This window comes from Paraburkholderia sp. SIMBA_054, from assembly GCF_046534875.1.
GTDB classification, from domain to species: domain Bacteria; phylum Pseudomonadota; class Gammaproteobacteria; order Burkholderiales; family Burkholderiaceae; genus Paraburkholderia; species Paraburkholderia hospita.
Genome location: NZ_JAWRXV010000065.1, coordinates 13,549 through 33,971, shown reverse-complemented (window position 1 = coordinate 33,971; position 20,423 = coordinate 13,549). Strand labels below are relative to the sequence as shown.

Sequence of the window (20,423 nt, the reverse complement as noted above, 5' to 3'; positions counted from 1 at the left end):
GCGATAATAGATTGGGGTTCGGTGCATTAGGCACATACTGAAATTGTAAAATAATTCCGCATACCGTTAGAGAGTGTGGAAATACTTGCGGATGAAGGCTGCATGCGGCTTGCGGCGTCGTAAACGATACGTTTTTTTACGCCACTGATGCGCTGTGTGTCGCCAGCGCCAATCTGGCGCAAACCCATGGTGCGCAAGGCCACTAACGGCCTTTATCGAAGAATCGCGGGGGTTCCGGGGTGGATTATCCTGGCACTCAAGAATCGCGCCCGTCAAAAAAGAAACGTTTTTAAAATATCGGGTTTATTCTTAGCAGTGTTCCCTAATCGTTTGAATTAAAAGCGATTGTAAAACTCCTCATTTTGGTAAACCGGCGCAATGCCGGTTTATGCGTTTCAAACGCGAAACATAAAACGTAGGTAATTACCCTCATCTTTCCATCCCGCATCACGGGAAATGTGAAATTTCTTTAAATTTCAATGCCTTACATGCATGGCATCGCCTATGCGACACGGCGAGCCGGATTGGTGCAGTCTGCCAGCCCGCCCCCCATCTCCTCCAGGAGGATTCCATGCGCAAAACTCTACTGGCGTCCGCAGCAGTCATCGCCTTGGGCTGCAGCGGCTACGCAATGGCAAACCCATGCAGTGATAGCGATTCATCCTGCAACCAGAAGTCATACAGCGGGAGCAACACATCGACAAACTCGGCGACATCCGCTCAAACCAGCACCACGGGCAACAACGCAAATGAAATTACGACGGGTGCGAGGGTCGCGCAAGATTCGTTCAACAGCACCAAGATCGTCGCAGTGAGCCGTCTGTCCGGGTCTGTATCGGGCGTAAGCGTTTATGGCATTGGCAACCATGCCTATAACGACGGCAATGCGAACGGCGGACGCGGCGGCAGCGGCGCGAAAGGCATAGGCGGCAAGGGTGGCAGCGCATTGGCGATCGGCGGCGACGGCGGATACGGCGGCAATGGCGGCAAGGCCATAGCTGGCGACGGCGGCAACTCCAGGGCATCGGCTGGCGATGGCGGCAACGCCAAGGCCTATGCCGGCGACGGCGGCAATTCCAAGGCCTACGGTGGCAAGGGCTCTGGCAGTGGCGGCGACGCATGGGCCAAGGGCGGCAGCGCGCACGCTGGATCGGCAGCGGCAGGCGGCGATGGACATGGCTCCGGCAAGGGCGCAGGTCTCGCGCTCGGTGCGGGCGCTGGGCTCGCAGGTAGCGGCGATGTGCACTCGAAGGCCAATGGCGGTGGCGGTAGCGCATCGTCGGCGAGCGGCGCAGCGACTGGCACGGGTACGGGCACGGCAACGGCGAGCGGCTCGGGCACGGGTACGGGCACGGGCGGCGCAGGCACGTCTGGCGCAGCAACGGCTACGGCTGGAACGGGCACCGCTACGGGCGGCGCAGGCACAGGCTCAGGCGGCGCAGCGACGTCGGCGGCAGGTGCGGGCGGCGCAGCGACGGCTACGGCAGGCGCAGGCGGCACGGCAGGCTCGACGGCCGGTAACGGCGGCAGTGCGACGGGCGGCGCAGGCGGTGCAGGCGGTGCAGGCGCAGCAGCCGCGGCGACGGCAGCAGCCGGCGGCGCGGGCTCGGGCGGCTCAGGCGGTGCAGGCGGTGCAGGTGGCGCGATCGGCGTCGGCACGGGTGACTTCAGCATGGCCAACACCATGACGAGCGTCGCTCAGTCGGCAGCGGGCATCCTGGTCGCCAACCAGAACAGCGGTATGGCTTCGCTGGTGCAACAGGCCGTCACCGTTCAGGCAAATCTGAGCGTTGGCCGCTAATCCAATAGGAGGCTTTCATGCGTAAGACACTTTTGGCATCAGCAGCCATCGTCGCGCTGGGCTTTAGCGGCTATGCGATGGCCAACCCCTGCGCGAATGGCGACTACTCGTGCAACCAGAAGTCGGGCAGTGGCGATAACTCCCTGTCGAACACGGCGTCGTCGACCCAAGGCAGCACGACGGGCAACAACGTCAACGAAGTGACGGGACACTCGAAGGTCTCGCAGGACTCATGGAACAACACGAAGACCGTGGCCGTCAGCAAGCTTGACGGCACCGTGAGCCATGTGAGGGTCACTGGCATCGGCAATGTCGCGACCAACTACGGCAACGTCAATGGCGGCAAGGGCGGCGACGGCGCCAGGGGCATCGGCGGCAAAGGCGGAAGCGCCGGCGCTGTCGGTGGCTATGGCGGCGACGGCGGCAATGGCGGTCGTGCCATTGCCGGCGACGGCGGCTGGTCGAAGGCATCGGGTGGCGATGGCGGCTACGCGAAGGCGTCGGGCGGCGATGGCGGCTGGTCGAAGGCATCCGGCGGCAAGGGCTACGGGAGCGGCGGTGACGCTGGCGCGAAGGGCGGCAGTGCAGGAGCAGGCACGCTTGCCTATGGCGGCTACGGCAGCGGCAAGGGCGCGGCACTCGGCGCTGGAGCTGGTCTCGGGCTTGGCGCAGCCGGCAGCGGCGATCTGTCCTCACGTGCGGGCGGCGGCGGCGGCACGGCCACCTCGAACAGCGGCGCAGCGTCGGGCTCGGGCAGCGGCTCGGGCAGCGGCACGGCAACCGCTTCGGGTAGCGGCACGGGCGGCGCAGCCACGGCAGGCGCGGCGACCGCGACGGGCGGCGCAGCGACGGCATCGGGCGGCGCAGGCACGGGCACGGGCGGCGCGGCGACGTCGACGGCAGGTGCAGGCGGCGCAGCCACCGCGTCAGCGGGTGACGGCGGCGCAGCGACGTCGACGGCAGGCGCTGGCGGCTCGGCAACAGGCGGTGCTGGTGCAGCAGGCGCAGCAGGCGGCGCGGCAACGGCTTCGGCTGGAGCAGGCGCAGCAGGTTCGGGTGGCGCAGGCGGTGCAGGCGGCGCTGGCGGAACTGTCACGATGACGACGGGCTCATTCGACATGTCGAACAACATGGCGAGCGCGGCTCAGTCGGCAGCTGGCGTGATGGTTCTGAACCAGAACAGCGGTATGGCGTCGCTCGTACAGCAGGCTGTCACTGTGCAGGCAAACCTGGCTGTCGGCCGCTAACTGACGTGAAGGACAGTTAGCGTCGATAAGTCGTTGTGTGATGTGCCGTGGGGCGTTCGCGCTCCACGGCTCCTGTTCCATCGTTCCGGCGTACGGGGTAGGCGCGCCGGGCGAAGGTCGCACAAATTGCACTTCGCACGACGCTGCCGCGCGCGCCGCAAGGCCGTTGCAGCACGGATCGGCGAAGCACCAGGAGACAACCATGCAGGCGTTCAAACGCATTGCGAAGGTGGTACTGCCTGTCGTTATCGGACTGCCTTGCTTTGCAGCCTATGTTTTTGCCGGCGAACTGCGTTCTCCCGTGCAAGCGGATACGTCGATCGCCCCCGTTGTGACAGCCGCTCCAGGCGTGAGTGCGCTGAAGGCCCCGACAGCTGCTGCATCCCCTGCACCGGCGCCCGCCGCCGACGCGACCTTCGGTGTCGCGATGTCGGCCGAGCAGCTCGATGCGCATCGCGGCGGCGAAGCCGTCTTCAACGACATGAACCTGCGCGGCACGGTCGCGAACAATACCGCGCGCAACGTGGACACCGGGTCGAACATGATCTCGGGCGGCTCGTTCTCGAACGCGAGCGGCTTGCCGACCGTGATACAGAACACGGGCGCGAACGTGCTGATCCAGAACGCGACGATCGTCAACGTGCGCTTCGGGGAATGAGCGATGAAACTTCATGGAGCCCTTCAGGGAGCCTTTCATGGAGCCGTGTGGCTGCTCGCGTTCGCGTTGACGGCGGCAACCCCGGCGCGCGCCGACCCCATTACGATCTACGAACCGTCGGGCGCCGGTTACGCGATGCACGTCACGAGCCTGAAAGAGGCTCGCTTCAAGCGCACCATCAAGCAGCAGTTCGACTTCAGTTGCGGGTCCGCTGCCGTGGCGACGCTGCTTACCTTTCAATACAACTATCCGGTGAGCGAGCAGACCGCATTCCAGGAGATGTTCGAGAACGGCGATCAGGCGAAGATCCGCACTGAGGGCTTCTCGTTGCTCGACATCAAGCGCTTTCTCGAGCGGCGCGGGTTCATCGCGGACGGTTATGAGCTGCCGCTGCAAAAGCTCGTCGAAACCAACACGCCCGCGATCGTGCTGATCAGCGAAAGCGGCTATCACCATTTTGTCGTGGTGAAAGGGTTGAAGAACGACCGCGTACTGATCGGCGATCCCGCAACGGGCACGCGTCCCCTGCCGGTGAAGAGCTTCGAGACGAAATGGGAAGACCAGGTCCTGTTCGTCATCCATAACAAACCTGGCGTCGGGATCTTCAACGATCCCGTCGACTGGCGAGTCGCGCCGCCCGCGCCGCTCTATACGGGCGTCAATCGCGATGGTCTGTTCTTCACCGTCATGCCGAAGCATGGCGCGAGTGATTTCTGAGGGCCATCATGAGAACCGAGACCCGAAAACTCGCCGGCATTGCCACGATGGTATGTGGTTCGATGGTGACGTTCGGCGCACACGCGTTCGAACAGGGCGCGCCTGCTGCGGCGCCGGTGGTCGCGCCGGATGTCGCTGGCGTAGCGGTCGAGCCGCTGGTGTTGCGCGACGCCGCGTCTGCGGCGGATGCGACGGATGCCATTACGCAGGCTGTCGTCGATGCATTGTCCACGCAAAAGCCGCGCGCATTTTCCGACGATGGCGACGCCGATGGCATGCGCCCTGTGCCCGTGTCGTACGCGGCGCCGATTGCCGTCGCGACACCGCGCCGGGACGCTGCTGACGAAGCGGACAGCGCGGCGAAGCAGGATGCGAATGACGAAGCGAGTCGCGTAACGAACGAAGCCGTCATCAACGAAGCGCTGTATGCAGTCGATGCTTCGTCGACGCCGTCTTCGTCTCCACAAGAAAAGGATGTGCTCGCACAGCGCGATGCGGTTGAACACCAGGATGCGGCCGACGCAACTGCGGCCGCAGCGCCCGCAACGCCCATAGCGCCCGCACTCGCGCAAGAAGCCGAAGCGCCCGTCAAACCGCTTCCGGTGTCGTATGCGGCACCGATCGCGGTTGCCGCGCGCAAAGGTGAAAACACTGAAAAGACCGAAAAGGCCGAAGCACCGCGCGCACAGCAAGTAGAAGAACGCGCGCAAGCGCAGTTAATGCGGCATGAACAACTGACTCTCGATGCAACGCCGACACCGCCCCCCGTGTCGCCCGCGCATGAAGCGCCGGTTGCGAATGAACGCGTGATCGTCAAGCCGCCCGTTTCCTATGCGCGACCGGTTGCCGTGCCTGTTTCGCAGACGGCAAAGAGCGTGCAGAACGATTCGACGGCGTCGACGAATACATCGGTGCAAACAACAGCCGGGCAACCGCAGATCAAAGAACGCGCCGCGCCGCCCGCGCAGGCACAGGTCAAAGCGCCGCTTTCCTATGCGGCGCCCATTGCCGTGCCTCAAGCGTCGCGCAACGACACGCCCCCCGACCGCGGTCACGAAGTCAAAGCACGAGCGGACACAGAAGATCCGAACTGGTCATCGAAAACGACAGTCGCCATCAGCGAAGAAAAACTCGACACGATGCGCGGCGGCTTCGATGTGGCAAACGGCCTGAAGGTCTCGTTCGGTGTGTCGAGGATGGCAGTCGTGAACGGTAATCTCGTCACGCAGACCAGCTTCAACATTCCGGACCTGAGCAACATGACGACGCAGCAGGCGCAATCGCTCGCCGCGGCGAACATCGGGTCGCTGCTGCAAAACGGTGGCGGCAATATCGCGCAGCAGGGCTCGGTGCAGGGCCTGTCGGGCGCGGTGATCCAGAACACGCTCAGCAACCAGAACATTCAGGCGCTGACGACGATCAATGCATCGGTCAATTCGTTGGGGTTATTCAAGAGCATGAATCTGGGCGCGACCTTGAACAACGCATTGATGAATTCAGTCCGCCCCAGATAGAAGCCTGAAAAAAGAAACTCGCGACGCTGGGGAGGCGTCGCGAGTTTTTGTTTCGATAGAGGCGTTGCGAGCGAACCAGGTTAGAACTGGATCGGCATGCGGAACGTCAGCGTGAGATCCGGCGTGTCGCGCGTGAGGCCGGCGCCGAGCGAGAAGTTGAGCGTCGTCTTCGGCGTGAGGCGGTACGAGTAGCCGACGAGCAGCGTGCCGAGTATCACGCGCACCGAACCTGGAACGGTCGACCCGTTCTGCTTGGTCGGCAGCACGATGCTCTGGTCATAGCCGATACTGAACGAAGCCTTTTCGTTCAGCGCGAGGCCCATGCCGATATTGAAGCCATAGATATCGCCGGGCTGGATCTTGCCGACGAAATCGGTCTCGCCGTTCAGGATGTGCAGGCTCAGGTCGCTGCGGGCAAAGCTGTGCAAGTAGCTGAAGTTGCCGAAGAACACGACCGGGTCGCTCGGGAACAGCCACGTGAGACCAGGCTGGATCGCATAGAAACCAGTGCCCGTCGGCTGTTCGAGCGGCAGGCCCGTCCCCGTCGTATTGCCGATGCAGCGCGTCACGCAATCGGTCACGACGTCGAACGGGCTCTTGCCCGTGGCCGTCTTGAAGCGCAGCCAGCCGATGTAATAGAACTTGTCCGGGCCGCCCTCGTTCAGCTGGTAGCGCATCGTCATTTCGACGTCGCCGATGCCGTGGCCGCTGCTACCGAAGACGTTGTCCTGCGCCGAGCCCGTGAAGATCTCGCGGCTGACGGTGTCGTTGGTCGAATAGACATACGGCACGCGCACTTCGACTTCCATCCGGTTCGTAATGCCGTAACGCGCGGCAACACCGCCCGTCAGCACGTTCGACTTGATCTCACGCACGTCGATCAGGCCGATCAGCAAGGCGGGAATGATCGTGTAGCCAACCAGCGCGACACGGTTCGACGACGAATAGCCGAACTGGAACGAAGGTTCGAGCACGAACTTGTTCTTCGGCGTGAGCACACCGGGCTGATCGAAGATCGGCGCGACGGCAGGCGGCGCGGTGTCGGGGATGGGCGCCTGGCCGACAGGCTGGACCTGTTGCTCGCCGCCTGCGTTTTGCGCCATGTTGATCACAGGCGCGGGTGCCGCGCCCGTCGCGGCGCCGGCTGTTGCACCCGTTGCTGCGCCCGCCGTTGCGGCGTCGGCGGTATTGGGCGCTGCGTCTGCATTGCCGCCTGGTGCCGCGCTCTGCGCAACACCCGTGGCGGGGGCTGCGCCCGAGCCGGGTTGGCCCGTGCCGCGCGTCACTTCGAGCATGCGTGAATCGAGTGCCTTGCTCAACTGCTGGAATTGCGCTTCTTCTTCCGCGATTTTGCGCTTTAGTACATCGAGTTCCTTGATACGGTTGTTCAGTTCCTGGCGAAGGGTTGCGATATTTTCTTGTGCGGTTTGATCTTGAAGCGATTGCGCATGAGCTTCAACGTAAAAGAGAAGCATCGTTGCGTAACTGATCGTCCGCACATGTCGAAATGGCTCGCGCTTCATGGGTCTGTTCTCCATGTCAGGCTTGCAGGTTCTACCCCGGTACACCTCGACAACAGGCCAGCCGCATCGACACGTCGAGTCGTTGTGCTGGGCATGAAGCAACCCCTTCGTATGACCGCTTTACGCGACACAAGAGCGTCTCCATGCTCGCGAATGGAATCGGTATTGGAACCGTGATTCGCTATTGGTATCTATTTCCAACTTGTGTTCATGCATCCGCAATAAAATCTTTAAAAAATGACCGTCTATGGCTTTATCGCGGACCATAAAAGCCTAACGCATCGGTGCTGCCTACGCTAATAAGAAGAACCCTGGCCTGTGATGGTTAGCCAACAGAACGAAGCATTTCGCATGGGGCTTCGCAACGCGTGATCCGCTGTGCGTACTTTCAATCGACACGCTTCTGTCACAGGCGCGAGCAAGCATGCGCGATGTGCGCATGCACAATCCGTTTCTGCTCAACGGGTGCATAATGCGCTTCAGTCTATGCAATCGATTGTCGCCCGTCGCGGAGGACGTCATGCAAGCGAAGAACGAAGAAGCCGTTGCCCATCTGCTCAACGATGTCGTCGAATTCGCGCGAGGACGATTGCCCGAGCCCGCTTTCGCAGCTGTCGAGCCATTCCTGCGTCACTACTACGACTTCGCCGATGCCGACGATCTGCAAAGCCGCGGCATCGCTGATCTCTACGGCGCCGCGATGGCGCACTGGCAAACGGCGCAACGCTTCGTGCCGGGCAGCGAACGTTTGCGCGTCTACAACCCGATTCTCGAACAGCACGGCTGGCACTCGGATCACACCGTCATCGAGATCGTCAACGACGACATGCCGTTTCTGGTGGACTCGGTTTCAATGGCCGTCAACCGTCTCGGTCTGTCGCTGCACTCCGTGTTGCACCCCGTATTTCGCATATGGCGCGGCAAGGACGGCGGCATCGAGCGCATTGCGCCCGGAGGCGCGTCGAGCGACGATGGCCATTCGCAACTCGCGTCGTTCATTCATTTCGAAGTGGACCGCTGCGGCGATGCCGCGAAGCTCGATGCATTACGCAACGAGATCGCGAAGGTACTGGGCGATGTGCGCGCCTCCGTCGAAGACTGGCCGAAGATCGTCGAGATAGCGCGCACGACGATCCGCGACATGGCCACGCGCGAAACGAGCCCGGAAGGCGTCGAAGCGCGCGCGTTCGTCGAATGGATGGTGGCGGACCACTTCACGTTTCTCGGCCAGCGCGATTACGAACTCGTTACGCATGACGGCCAGTACGGCTTGCGCGGTGTGCCGGGCTCGGGCTTCGGCCTCTTGCGCGAATCCTTGCGGGCTCAGGGCACGTCCGAAGTGACACCGTTGCCGGCCGCCGCCGCCGATATCATCGCGGGCGCGACGCCCATCTTTCTGACCAAGGCCAATTCGCGCGCGACGGTGCATCGGCCCGGCTATCTCGACTATGTCGGCGTGAAGCTCGTCGGGCCGGACGGCAAGATCAACGGCGAGCGGCGCTTTATCGGGCTGTATACGTCCACGGCTTATACAACGTCCGCTTCGGAAATTCCGATCGTGCGGCGTAAATGCGCGAACATCGTGCGGCGCGCGGGTTTTCTGCCGAAGGGGCATCTCGGCAAATCGCTGGTGACGGTGCTGGAAACGTATCCACGCGATGAGCTCTTCCAGGCCGACGAGAACGAACTCTACGACACGGCGATGGGCGTGCTGCGCTTGCAGGAGCATCAGCGCACGCGGATGTTCGTGCGGCGCGACCGCTTCGACCGCTTCGTGTCGTGCCTCACATTCGTACCGCGCGATAAATACAACACCGACTTGCGCCGGCGTATCGCCAGGCTGCTGATGAGCGCGTTCAACGGCACGAACGTCGAGTTCACGCCGCTGCTGTCCGAATCGACGCTCGCGCGCATTCATTTCGTCGTGCACGCGGAGCCGGGCGCGATGACGGATGTTGATACGCGCGAACTCGAACAGCGGCTCATCCAGGTGTCGCGCCGCTGGCAGGACGATCTTGCAGATGCCTTGCTCGATGCGTTCGGTGAAGAGCAAGGCAACCGCCTGTTGCAGCACTATGCGGATTCGTTTCCGGCCGGCTATCGCGACGACTATCCGGCGCGCACGGCGGTGCGCGATATCGAGCTGATCGAGCGCGTGCAGGGCACCGAGCAGATCGCGATGAACCTGTACCGGCCCATCGAAGCGGGGCCGCGCGCGTTCCGTTTCAAGGTGTATCGCGTGGGCGATCCGATCGCGCTGTCGCGCAGCCTGCCGATGCTCGAACATCTGGGCGTGCGCGTCGACGAAGAGCGGCCTTACCTGATCGAAGCACCGGGTGCCGCACCTGCATGGATTCACGACTTCGGCCTCGAACTGGCCGACGACACCGAGTTCGACATCGAGCGCGTGAAGGGCCTGTTCGAAGACGCATTCGAGCGGGTCTGGACAGGCGATATCGAAGACGACAACTTCAACCGCCTCGTGCTGCGCGCGCAACTGAGCGCGCGCGAAGTGATCATCTTGCGGGCCTACGCGAAGTATCTGCGGCAGGTGGGCTCGACGTTCAGCGACGCGTATATAGAGCGTGCGTTGACGGGCAATCCCGCCATCGCGCGGATGCTGGTCGAACTGTTCATTGCGCGGTCCGATCCGGCCCCTGCCACGACGCGCGAGACACGCGTCGAGCGGCTGCTGAAGACGATCGAAGGCGCGCTCGACGAAGTGCCGAACCTCGACGAAGACCGCATCCTGCGCCAGTTCCTCGGCGTGATCAACGCGACGCAGCGCACGAACTACTACCGGCGCGACGAGAGCGGCAAGCCGAAACCTTATCTGTCGTTCAAGTTCGATCCCGCGAAAGTGCCGGGCCTGCCCGAGCCGAAGCCGATGTTCGAAATCTGGGTGTATTCGCCGCGTGTCGAAGGCGTGCATCTGCGCGGCGGGCGTGTCGCGCGCGGCGGCTTGCGCTGGTCCGACCGCCGAGAGGATTTCCGCACGGAAGTGCTCGGTCTGATGAAGGCGCAGATGGTGAAGAACGTCGTGATCGTGCCGGTTGGATCGAAGGGCGGTTTCGTCGTGAAGAATCCGCCGCCACCGACCGATCGCGAATCATGGATGCGCGAGGGCGTCGCGTGCTATCAGACGTTCCTGCGCGGGCTGCTCGACCTCACCGATAACCGCGTGGGTAACCAGATCGTGCCGCCGCCCGACGTCGTGCGGCACGACCCCGACGATCCGTATCTCGTCGTCGCCGCCGACAAGGGCACGGCCACGTTTTCCGATTTCGCGAACGCGATCTCGCAGGAATACGGCTTCTGGCTCGACGACGCATTTGCATCGGGCGGCTCGGTCGGCTACGACCACAAGAAAATGGGCATCACCGCGCGCGGTGCGTGGGAGTCGGTGAAGCGCCACTTCCGCGAAATGAGCGTCGATACGCAAACGATGGACTTCTCCGTGGTCGGCGTCGGTGACATGTCGGGCGACGTGTTCGGCAATGGCATGCTGCTGTCGCAGCATATTCGCCTGATCGCCGCGTTCGATCACCGGCATGTGTTCCTCGATCCGAATCCCGATCCCGCGACGAGCTTCGCCGAACGTCAACGGCTCTTCAATCTGGACCGTTCGAGCTGGGCCGATTACGACCCTGCGCTGATCTCGCAAGGCGGTGGCGTGTTCGCGCGCACTGCGAAGACGATCCCGCTTTCGCCCGCCGTGCAGTCGATGCTCGGCATCACGGCCGCCGCACTCGCGCCCTCGGAACTGGTGCGCGCGATTCTTCAGGCGCCCGTCGATCTGCTGTACAACGGCGGCATCGGCACCTATGTGAAGGCGAGCCGCGAAACGCATGCGCAGGTCGGCGACAAGGCCAACGACGCGGTGCGTGTGAACGGCTGCGATCTGCGTTGCAAGGTGGTCGCGGAAGGCGGCAATCTGGGCCTCACGCAACTCGGGCGCATCGAGTTCGCGCAACGCGGCGGCCGCATGAATACCGATGCAATCGATAATTCCGCGGGCGTCGACTGCTCGGACCACGAAGTGAACATCAAGATTCTGCTCGGCCTCGTCGTCGCGGATGGCGAGATGACGGACAAGCAGCGCAATGCATTGCTCGCGGAAATGACGGAGGAGGTGGGGCTACTCGTATTGCAGGACAACTACTATCAAACCCAGGCGTTGTCGATTGCAGGCCGCTATGCAGCCGAACTGTTCGACGCCGAAATGCGCATGATGCGTTATCTCGAACGCGCGGGCCGTTTGAATCGCGTGATCGAATTTCTCCCATCCGAAGACGAAATCAACGAACGTCTTGCCGCGAAGCAGGGTTTGACTTCACCCGAACGCGCGGTGCTGCTCGCGTACAGCAAGATGTGGCTCTACGATGCGCTGCTCGAAACCGACGTGCCGGAAGATGCGCTGGTGGCGGGCATGCTGACCGAGTACTTCCCGAAGCCGCTGCGCCAGCGCTTCAGCGAGCCGATGCATCATCATCCGCTGCGCCGCGAGATTCTGGCGACGCATTTGACGAATGCGCTGGTGAATCGTGTTGGCTGTGCGTTCGTGCACCGGATGATGGAAGAGACTGACGGGAAGCCCGGCGACATCGTGCGCGCGTGCATGATTGCGCGTGACGTGTTCGATCTCAACGAGGTGTGGCGCAATATCGACGCGCTCGACAATCGGGTCGCCGACGACGTGCAGGCGCGCATGTTCGTCGAGATCACGAAGCTGCTGGAGCGCGCCGCGCTGTGGTTCCTGCGGCATCTGCAGTCGGGCGAAGTGAAGGACGGCGGCGTGGCGGAACTGATTGCGCGCTGTCGCGACGCGGCGCAACGGCTCGCGCCGCAATTGCCGATGCTGTTGCCCGGCGCGGAACTCGAAGCCTTGTCCGAGCGGCAGCGCGTGCTCGTCGATGCAGGCGTCGACAGCGAGCTGGCGGTGCGCGTCGCAAGCGGCGACATACCTGCTGCGCTGCTCGATATCGCGGAAGTGTCGGCGACGACCGATCGCGGGCTCGAACTCGTCGCGGGCGTGTACTTCGCATTGGGCACGCAACTGATCTACGGCTGGATCGGCGAGCGCGCCGAGGCGCTGCCGACATCGACGCATTGGGACGTGATGGCGCGGGCCGCCGCGCTCGCCGAGCTTGCGCGACTCAAGCGCGTGCTGACGACGAGTGCGCTCACGGAAGCGCCCGAGGCGACGACTGCGGAAGGTGTCGTCGACGCGTGGCGCGCCAAACGCGAGAACGCGCTCGCGCGCTATGCGCAACTGCTGACGGATTTGCGCGCGGCGGGCGGCGCGACCCTGTCGATGCTGCTCGTGATCGTGCGGGAGATGGCGACGCTCGAACGCCGCTAGACGCGCACGGTTGCCTTCAAAGGAACGCGCTGTCGTCACACAGACGAGGGCGCGTTTCTCTTTGCGCGACCTGTTCGACAGCGCTTTCGCGGATTGCCGGATAATAGCCCTTATCGACCCTCCGGCATCTCACCATCATGAGCGAATCCGCTGTCAGTTCCAACGTCCCACGACTCACGAGCCTTTCGCATGGCGGCGGCTGCGGCTGCAAGATCGCGCCGGGCGTGCTGTCCGATCTTTTGAAGCGCAGCGTGCCGATGCCGTCGTTTCCGGACCTGCTGGTCGGCACGGAAACCTCGGATGACGCTGCCGTGTATCGCCTGAACGACGAGCAGGCGATCATCGCGACGACCGACTTCTTCATGCCGATCGTCGACGATCCGTACGACTTCGGCCGCATCGCTGCGACCAACGCGCTCTCCGATGTCTATGCAATGGGTGGCAAGCCGATTCTCGCGCTCGCGCTGGTCGGCATGCCGATCAACGTGTTGCCGCACGACGTGATCGCAGCCGTGCTGCGCGGCGGCGAGGATGTGTGCGCGCAGGCGGGCATTCCTGTCGCGGGCGGCCATTCGATCGACTCCGTGGAGCCGATCTACGGTCTTGCCGCGCTCGGCGTCGTGCATCCGAAGCGCGTGAAGCGCAACGCGTCCGCGCAAGCCGGCGACGTGCTCGTGCTCGGCAAGCCGCTCGGCGTCGGCGTGCTGTCGGCGGCGCTCAAGAAGAATCAGCTCGATGCGGCAGGCTACGCCGCGATGATCGCGGCCACCACCAAGCTCAATCGCCCGGGCACGGAACTGGCCGCACTCGAGGGCGTACATGCGATGACGGACGTGACGGGTTTCGGCCTGCTCGGCCATACGCTGGAACTTGCGCGCGGCGCGCAACTGACCGCGCGATTGCGTTACGCGGATCTGCCCTGGATTGCGGGTGTCGATGCGTTCGCGGCGGCGGGCGTCATCACGGGCGCGTCGGGCCGCAACTGGGCTTCGTATGGCGAAGACATGCGTCTCGCGGATTCGCTGCCCGACACGGCACGCGCGTTGCTGACCGATCCGCAGACGTCGGGCGGGCTGCTGGTATCGTGTTCGCCCGATATCGTCGACGACGTGCTCGCGATCTTCCGCGCGGACGGCTTCGATCGCGCGGTGGTAATCGGCGAATTGCACGATGGCGCACCGCGCGTCGAAGTCGTTTAATTCTTTCTCACTCCAATTGCATCACGACAACTCGAAGAGCCTATGAAAGAAGAATCACCGAAGGCCATTTTTTACGCGCTGGCAGCGAACCTCGGCATTGCGGTCTGCAAGTTCGCGGCTGCTGCATTCACGGGTTCCGGTTCGATGTTCGCCGAGGCGATTCACTCGACGGCCGATTGCGGCAACCAGGTATTGCTGCTGTTCGGCCTCAAGCAGGCGCGCCGTCCCGCAAGCCTGTTGCATCCGCTCGGCGCGGGGCGCGTAATCTATTTCTATTCGCTGATCGTCGCGCTGCTGCTGTTCTTCGTCGGCGGCGTGTTTTCCGTTTATGAGGGTGTGCATCGTCTGATGGCGCATGAGCCGTTGTCGCATGCATATATCGCGCTTGGCGTGCTGGGTGTTTCGGTGGTGCTCGAAACTTTTTCGCTGATGGGCGCGGTTCGGGAAATCCGCAAGACCAATCCAGACAAATCGATGTGGCGATGGTTTCGCGAAACGCGCGAATCGGAATTGCTCGTCGTCACGGGCGAAGACGTGGCCGCGCTGCTCGGTCTTGCGATTGCCTTCGTCGCCGTGCTGATGACGATGATCACTGGCAATCCCGTATTTGACGCGTGGGGTTCCGTCGGCGTCGGTGTGTTGCTGATGGTGATTGCGGTTCTGGTGGCGCGCGAGGTCAAGTCGATGATTATCGGCGAATCGGCGAGTCCGGAAGTGCGGCGCGCAATCGAAGCGCATCTGCACACGCGCAAGGAGATACGCAGCATCATCAATCTGATTACGCTGCAGTGGGGACGTCATGTGGTCGTCGCGGTGCAGGCCGAGATGATCGACTACGACAGTGGCCGTGCAATGGTCGACGCGATCAATATCGTCGAAGCCGATTTGCAGGCGACATTTCCGCAAGTGCGGTGGGTGTTCTTCGAGCCGGATGTGCCGAGAGTGAGAACCGAGGCGTCGCTCGATTAAGCGCCGATACCTTATTCAAAGGCCCGCGAATGATGCACTCGAGGCAACGTTCGCGGGTCTTTTCGTTTCTGATTCACTTTTCGTATTGCAGTTCTTTTTCGATTTATGCGAATCAGCTATTTGAAATGACAAGTGGAATTAGCTAATGGAAAACAATTCGACGCCGCCTATACTTAGCTCCGCCCTGTTACGCGAGGGCATGCATTCCATTCCCAATCCTTTAGCAAGCTTAAAGAAAGGACTTGTCATGGTAACTCGCACGGTAGGCACATTGACGGCTCTGGCACTGGCTGCATGCACGGCAGTCTCGCCATTGGCGAATGCGCAGGACGACAGCTTTGCGCAAGGCAACGGCGAATCACACGGCCGGCCCGTCAAGGTGATGATCATTTCGATGTTCGGACCGGAAGGGCAGGTGTGGCTCGATAAACTCGGGCCGTGGCAAGACATTCCTGTCGCGGGTCTCTCGCCGGATTATCCAAATATCCATTGCAACAGACAGGACATCTGCGTGATGACGACGGGCATGGGCCACACGAATGCCGCCGCGTCGACCATGGCGCTCGCATTCTCGTCGCGTTTCGATTTGCGGCACACATATTTCATGGTGGCGGGCATTGCGGGTATCGATCCGATTCAAGGTACGGTCGGCTCTGCTGCGTGGGCCAAATACCTTGTCGACTTCGGCATTCAATGGGAAATCGACGGACGCGAAATTCCACCGGGCTGGAACACCGGCTATCTCGGCATCAATACGAAAAGCCCTTCGGAGAAGCCGCCACTCGACTACCGCACGGAAGTATTCCAGTTGAATCCACGCCTCGCCCAGGTGGCTTTTGCGCTGTCGCAGAATGTCGTGCTGTCTGACAACGCGCAGGCGCAAGCGGCGCGCGCCAAATACAACTATGCGCCAGCCAATCGCGCGCCTACTGTCATTCAGTGCGACACGCTAGCAGGCGATACGTGGTGGTCCGGTACGAAGCTGGGCGAACGCGCGCGCGACTGGACGAAGATTCTCACGGACGGCAAGGGCGTCTACTGCACGACGCAACAGGAAGACAACTCGACCTATGAAGCGTTGAAGCGCGCTGCAAGCGTGCATCGCGTCGATTTGAATCGCGTTGCGGTATTGCGTGCGGGTTCGGATTTCGATCGTCCTTATGATGGACAGACGAGCGCCGACAACCTGCTCAATTACGCCGGGCAAGGTGGCTTCACTATCGCGCTTGAGAACCTGTACCGCGCGGGCAATCCACTCGTTCAGGACATCGTGTCGCATTGGGGCGAATGGCGCAACGGCGTGCCGCATCGCTGATCGCATAGCGCAGGACGTTAAATCGGCACCAACGCAAAGCGCTCAATCGCTTTCATGCGATTGAGCGCGGTACACACACTTCGCTATCTTCTAACGCGCACTTAATGCGAGCGATAGGGTGTCCAGACGGGAATGTCCGCCGCCCAGTCATCGAGTTCCGATGGGCTCATGTTCGACTCCTGCGACTAAAAATAGAATGACGATTACTGGCCGCGAGCGACGCGCACGGTGCCATCGCTTTGCGCTTCGAGGCGCGCAGCTTGCGTGCGGCCAATCAGGCCTTGTTCGGGGTACGAGGTCTTGTTCAGCGAAGGCAGCGTGCCGTCGCGATACGCGTCGGTCACTTCCGCGCGCACTTCTGCGCGAGACTTCGGTGCCGATGCATTCGCCGAGTGTTGCCACCATTGATCGTTATACGATCCTGCGCGTCCGATGCCACCGCCGCCGCCGGCAAATGCCGGTGCGCTGACGACCAGCGAGAGAGCAAGAACTGCCAGCAGATTGCGTTTCATGATTCATTCACTCCTATCGTTTGCTACGCCGTCGTGGTCCGGCGTTGCGACAGGGTGAAATGTAGGCTTTGACGCGCGGGCGATAAACCCGGCTTTCATGAAATGAATTGTCGCAATTTCAGAACAATCGCGGCGCGATGCCGCGATCGTCCCTTAAACAAAGGCCTGGCGGCCTATGCAACCCACTCCGACATCACAGGCGTCTTGAATTCCGGCGCCGTCTCTTTCTGCTCGAGCGTGCGTTGCGTGCAGGTCTTGTCGAGGCTTGCGCGGCCGCTGAGCAGCGGGCAGCGATCGAAAATCTCCGCAATCCAGTCGACGAATACGCGTACTTTCGACGACAGATGCCGGCTATGCGGATACACCGCGGAAATCGGCATCGGCAGCGGTTTCATCTCGGGCAGCACCTCGACGAGCTGGCCCGAACGCAGATGCGGCAGCACCATGAAGAGCGGCGGCTGGATCAGGCCAAAGGCTTCGAGGCCGCACGTCACGTACGCATCCGCGTCGTTGACGGACACCACGCTCTTCATTTTCACCTCGACTTCCTTGCCGTCGACGAGAAACGACCAGTCCATAACCCGGCCCGTGCGGCTCGAAAAATAATTCACCGCCTTGTGCTGGTCGAGGTCTTCGAGCGTCTGAGGAATGCCCGCGCGTTCCAGATACGCAGGCGCCGCGCACGACACGCCTTCGAATAACCCTATTCTGCGTGCGACCAATGACGAATCCTGCAGCGCGCCGACCCGCACCACGCAATCGACGCCTTCCTGCAAAAGATCGACCGGGCGGTCGGACAAGCCGAGTTGCAGATCGATATCCGGGTACTTCGTGTGGAATTCGCACAGCGCGGGAATCACGAGCAGACGTCCGATCGATCCCGGCATATCGATGCGCAGCTTGCCACTCGGCTTCTTGTTGCCGCTCTGGAAACTCGCTTCCGTTTCTTCGACGTCCGCGAGAATGCGCACGCAACGCTCGTAGTACGCAGCGCCGTCCGGCGTCAGCGAAAGACGGCGTGTCGTGCGATGCAAGAGGCGCGTGCCGAGAAACGCTTCGAGATTCTGGATGATCGTCGTGACGGAAGCGCGGGGTAGATCGAGCGTTTCCGCAGCCCGGGTGAAGCTGTTCGTATCGACGACCCGGGTGAACACTTGCATGGCCTGAAGTCGGTCCATTGCAAACCTCCGAAAGAGCCGGAGCACTGGTGAAGCAGCCGCATCAGCCATTTAACGATTGGCTAAGGCGCCGAATAAAGTCATTCGATTGTTCAGGTGCACCGAATTGTGTTGCCGGATTATAGGCATTTATTTGGAAGTCTGCTGGTCCCACAATTCGCACCATTCGATAGCTTCGCGCATTGCGCTGTTCCGACATGGATGCATTCAACCCGCGTCACACCTTTGTCCCGTCTGGCGCGAGCCTCGGCGAAAACGCCGCGTTACTCGACGTCACCGACGTGCGGATCGAAGGGTACGCACAGGACATCACACTGCGCCTTTACCGGCGAGCCGCCGCCAAAAACGGTCTGCCGATCCTGCTCTATTTTCACGGCGGCGGTTTCGTGCGCGGCTCGATCGAGGAAGCCGACTACGCCGCACGCTATTTCGCGCAGCACACGCCGGCGCTCGTCGTGTCCGTCGGTTATTCGCTCGCGCCGCAGTTTCCGTTTCCCGCCGCGCCTGAAGATGCGCACCGTGCAGCACTGTGGGTGCAGACACGCGCACGGGCGTTCGGCGGCAACACGAAAAAAATCGGCGTAGCGGGCCACGATGCTGGTGGCTCGCTCGCCAATTGCCTTGCGTTCATCGGCCGCGATCGCGGGGATGTGCGGATCGATGCGCAGGCTTTGTTCGGACCGATGCTCGATCCGAGCCTCACGCGTCTTGGCGACGAGAAGCGCCTGAGCTCGGACATCACGGCGAGCGAATGCGCGGCCTGTTATCGCGCGTATCTGCCGCAGGCAGCGCAACGCATCCACCCGTATGCGGCGCCGCTCGAATCGGTGCGGCTCGCCGGCTTGCCCGCGACGCTGATTGCCACCGCGCAAAACGACGTGCTGCACGTCGAAGCGGAGAAGTACGCCAGCAATCTCATCGATGCGGGCGTGCAGACGCAGGTGGTCCGTTACCCGAGCGTATCGCACGCGGCGCTGGCCCAGCATCCGGCGGCGCTGCTCGAGGCGGTCCGATTCTTCCAGTGGCGCTTCGATGAGCGCGCACTCCGATAAACAAACTTCTATTAACTAAATTAAATCCGGAGTCTGTCATGTCTGTTTTTCCTCTCTCGCGTTCGAAGCTGGCGGTTGCGGCGCTAGCGGTGCTTGTGATTGCGGGCCTCGGCACGTTCGGCGCGATTCGCGTCGATGCGCGCTCGCCGGCGCAGTCCGCGCCGACCATCGTGCCGGAAGTCGACGTCGCCACTGTCGTGCAGAAAACCATCACCGACTGGCAAACCTATTCGGGCCGTCTTCAGGCTGTAGAAAAGGTCGACGTGCGGCCGCTCGTATCGGGCACGATCGTGTCCGTGAACTTCCAGGACGGCGCGCTCGTGAAGAAGGGCGACGTGCTGTTCGTCATCGATCCGCGTCCGTATCAGGCGGAAGTCGATCGTGCTGCCGCGCAACTGGCGGCTGCGCAGTCGCGCGCGGGTTACTCGCAAAGCGACTGGGAGCGCGCGCAACGGTTGATCGGCGATAGCGCAATCGCAAAACGCGACTACGACGAGAAGCAGAACGCCGCGCGCGAAGCGAGCGCGAACGTGAAGGCCGCGCAGGCCGCGCTCGAAACCGCGCAGATCAATCTCGGCTATACGAAGATCGTCGCGCCCGTGGCGGGCCGCGTGTCGCGCGCGGAGATCACGCTGGGCAACGTCGTGAACGCGGGCGCAAGCGCCGCGCCGCTGACGACGCTCGTGTCCGTCTCGCCGATCTACGCGGAGTTCGACGCCGACGAGCAGACGTACCTGCAGTACATCAGCCAGGTGAAGGGCGACAGCAAGGTGCCCGTCGAACTCGGCCTCGCCAATGAGACGGGCTATTCGCGCAAGGGCACGATTCAGTCGGTCGATAACCGCCTCGATACGTCGTCGGGCACGATCCGCGTGCGCGCGCGTTTCGACAACAGCGACGGCTCGCTGGTGCCGGGTCTCTTTGCACGCGTGAAAGTGGGCGGCAGCGAGCCGCATGGCGCGTTGCTGATCGACGATGCCGCAATCGGCACGGACCAGGACAAGAAGTTCGTGTTCGTGGTCGACAAGGACGATCACGTCGCGTATCGCGAGATCCAGCCTGGCGACCTGCAAGGCAAGCTGCGCGTCGTGAAGAGCGGCTTGCACGCGGGCGACCGCATCGTCGTGAACGGCACGCAGCGCGTGCGCCCGGGCGCGCAGGTCCGCGCCCACATGGTACCGATGGGCGAGGGCGATGCGAACAGCGCGCCTGTTGCGGACGACGCGCAGGCAGACAAGCAGGCGCAGCTCGACGGAGCGAAGCAGAAGCACACCGAACCGCAAGCGCAGAAGGGTACGCAAACGCAGGCACAGGCGCAGCCGCGCACGAAGGCGCGCAAGGATTCGTGATCGGTCGACCAACCGGCACCCATCCTT

The 20,423-nt window shown here is 62.4% G+C and carries 14 protein-coding genes; 11 read left to right on the top strand and 3 right to left on the bottom strand.

Features of this window, described 5'->3' with window-relative positions; genetic code table 11:
• Positions 1–571: 571 nt before the first annotated feature.
• From SB822_RS45070 to SB822_RS45050, 5 genes are all read left to right on the top strand, one after another.
• Positions 572–1,801, top strand: coding sequence for a hypothetical protein (locus SB822_RS45070; protein WP_079500235.1), 1,230 nt, complete (start codon positions 572–574; stop codon positions 1,799–1,801).
• A gap of 17 nt (positions 1,802–1,818) precedes the next feature.
• The gene (locus SB822_RS45065) at positions 1,819–3,048 is read left to right on the top strand and encodes a hypothetical protein (RefSeq protein ID WP_410857704.1); all 1,230 of its coding nucleotides are present in this window, start codon (positions 1,819–1,821) and stop codon (positions 3,046–3,048) included.
• A 202-nt stretch (positions 3,049–3,250) separates the two neighbouring features.
• Complete coding sequence (locus tag SB822_RS45060) at positions 3,251–3,706, top strand: hypothetical protein (protein ID WP_410857703.1); 456 nt, start codon at positions 3,251–3,253, stop codon at positions 3,704–3,706.
• A gap of 3 nt (positions 3,707–3,709) precedes the next feature.
• A complete protein-coding gene (locus tag SB822_RS45055; protein ID WP_410857702.1) occupies positions 3,710–4,423 on the top strand; it encodes a C39 family peptidase in 714 nt (237 codons plus the stop codon).
• Between the two features lie 8 nt (positions 4,424–4,431).
• A complete protein-coding gene (locus SB822_RS45050; RefSeq protein WP_410857701.1) occupies positions 4,432–5,937 on the top strand; it encodes a hypothetical protein in 1,506 nt (501 codons plus the stop codon).
• An 80-nt stretch (positions 5,938–6,017) separates the two neighbouring features.
• Here SB822_RS45050 and SB822_RS45045 read toward each other — a convergent pair whose 3' ends face one another.
• Positions 6,018–7,460 carry an acetate kinase gene (locus SB822_RS45045; RefSeq protein WP_410857700.1) on the bottom strand — a complete coding sequence of 481 codons (1,443 nt, stop codon included), beginning with the start codon at positions 7,458–7,460 and terminating at the stop codon, positions 6,018–6,020.
• Between the two features lie 520 nt (positions 7,461–7,980).
• Here SB822_RS45045 and SB822_RS45040 point away from each other — a divergent pair.
• From SB822_RS45040 to SB822_RS45025, 4 genes are all read left to right on the top strand, one after another.
• Positions 7,981–12,822, top strand: a complete 4,842-nt coding sequence (locus tag SB822_RS45040; protein WP_410857699.1) for an NAD-glutamate dehydrogenase — start codon at positions 7,981–7,983, stop codon at positions 12,820–12,822.
• 137 nt (positions 12,823–12,959) lie between these two features.
• A complete protein-coding gene (selD, locus tag SB822_RS45035) occupies positions 12,960–14,021 on the top strand; it encodes a selenide, water dikinase SelD (RefSeq protein WP_079487229.1) in 1,062 nt (353 codons plus the stop codon).
• A gap of 42 nt (positions 14,022–14,063) precedes the next feature.
• The gene (locus SB822_RS45030; RefSeq protein ID WP_410857698.1) at positions 14,064–14,990 is read left to right on the top strand and encodes a cation diffusion facilitator family transporter; all 927 of its coding nucleotides are present in this window, start codon (positions 14,064–14,066) and stop codon (positions 14,988–14,990) included.
• Between the two features lie 247 nt (positions 14,991–15,237).
• Positions 15,238–16,305, top strand: a complete 1,068-nt coding sequence (locus tag SB822_RS45025; RefSeq protein ID WP_410857697.1) for a purine-nucleoside phosphorylase — start codon at positions 15,238–15,240, stop codon at positions 16,303–16,305.
• 203 nt (positions 16,306–16,508) lie between these two features.
• Here SB822_RS45025 and SB822_RS45020 read toward each other — a convergent pair whose 3' ends face one another.
• Both SB822_RS45020 and SB822_RS45015 read right to left on the bottom strand, forming a co-directional pair.
• Entirely contained in the window at positions 16,509–16,817 is a 309-nt protein-coding gene (locus SB822_RS45020) for a DUF4148 domain-containing protein (RefSeq protein ID WP_410857696.1), read from the bottom strand.
• Between the two features lie 173 nt (positions 16,818–16,990).
• Positions 16,991–17,995 (bottom strand): LysR family transcriptional regulator, encoded by a 1,005-nt coding sequence (locus SB822_RS45015; protein ID WP_007745962.1) that lies wholly within the window; start codon positions 17,993–17,995, stop codon positions 16,991–16,993.
• Positions 17,996–18,192: 197 nt separating this feature from the next.
• On the opposite strand from SB822_RS45015, the gene SB822_RS45010 reads away from it, so the two are divergent.
• On the top strand, positions 18,193–19,047 hold the full coding sequence (locus tag SB822_RS45010; protein WP_009770525.1) for an alpha/beta hydrolase: 855 nt from the start codon (positions 18,193–18,195) through the stop codon (positions 19,045–19,047).
• 38 nt (positions 19,048–19,085) lie between these two features.
• Positions 19,086–20,396: an efflux RND transporter periplasmic adaptor subunit gene (locus SB822_RS45005; RefSeq protein WP_079487226.1), complete on the top strand. Its 1,311-nt coding sequence runs from the start codon at positions 19,086–19,088 to the stop codon at positions 20,394–20,396.
• The last annotated feature ends 27 nt before the right edge of the window (positions 20,397–20,423 follow it).

Coding starts and splice junctions, on each gene's coding strand:
- SB822_RS45070 (WP_079500235.1), top strand. CDS start 572: ATGCGCAAAACTCTACTGGCGTCCGCAGCAGTCATCGCCTTGGGCTGC.
- SB822_RS45065 (WP_410857704.1), top strand. CDS start 1,819: ATGCGTAAGACACTTTTGGCATCAGCAGCCATCGTCGCGCTGGGCTTT.
- SB822_RS45060 (WP_410857703.1), top strand. CDS start 3,251: ATGCAGGCGTTCAAACGCATTGCGAAGGTGGTACTGCCTGTCGTTATC.
- SB822_RS45055 (WP_410857702.1), top strand. CDS start 3,710: ATGAAACTTCATGGAGCCCTTCAGGGAGCCTTTCATGGAGCCGTGTGG.
- SB822_RS45050 (WP_410857701.1), top strand. CDS start 4,432: ATGAGAACCGAGACCCGAAAACTCGCCGGCATTGCCACGATGGTATGT.
- SB822_RS45045 (WP_410857700.1), bottom strand. CDS start 7,460: ATGAAGCGCGAGCCATTTCGACATGTGCGGACGATCAGTTACGCAACG.
- SB822_RS45040 (WP_410857699.1), top strand. CDS start 7,981: ATGCAAGCGAAGAACGAAGAAGCCGTTGCCCATCTGCTCAACGATGTC.
- selD (WP_079487229.1), top strand. CDS start 12,960: ATGAGCGAATCCGCTGTCAGTTCCAACGTCCCACGACTCACGAGCCTT.
- SB822_RS45030 (WP_410857698.1), top strand. CDS start 14,064: ATGAAAGAAGAATCACCGAAGGCCATTTTTTACGCGCTGGCAGCGAAC.
- SB822_RS45025 (WP_410857697.1), top strand. CDS start 15,238: ATGGTAACTCGCACGGTAGGCACATTGACGGCTCTGGCACTGGCTGCA.
- SB822_RS45020 (WP_410857696.1), bottom strand. CDS start 16,817: ATGAAACGCAATCTGCTGGCAGTTCTTGCTCTCTCGCTGGTCGTCAGC.
- SB822_RS45015 (WP_007745962.1), bottom strand. CDS start 17,995: ATGGACCGACTTCAGGCCATGCAAGTGTTCACCCGGGTCGTCGATACG.
- SB822_RS45010 (WP_009770525.1), top strand. CDS start 18,193: ATGGATGCATTCAACCCGCGTCACACCTTTGTCCCGTCTGGCGCGAGC.
- SB822_RS45005 (WP_079487226.1), top strand. CDS start 19,086: ATGTCTGTTTTTCCTCTCTCGCGTTCGAAGCTGGCGGTTGCGGCGCTA.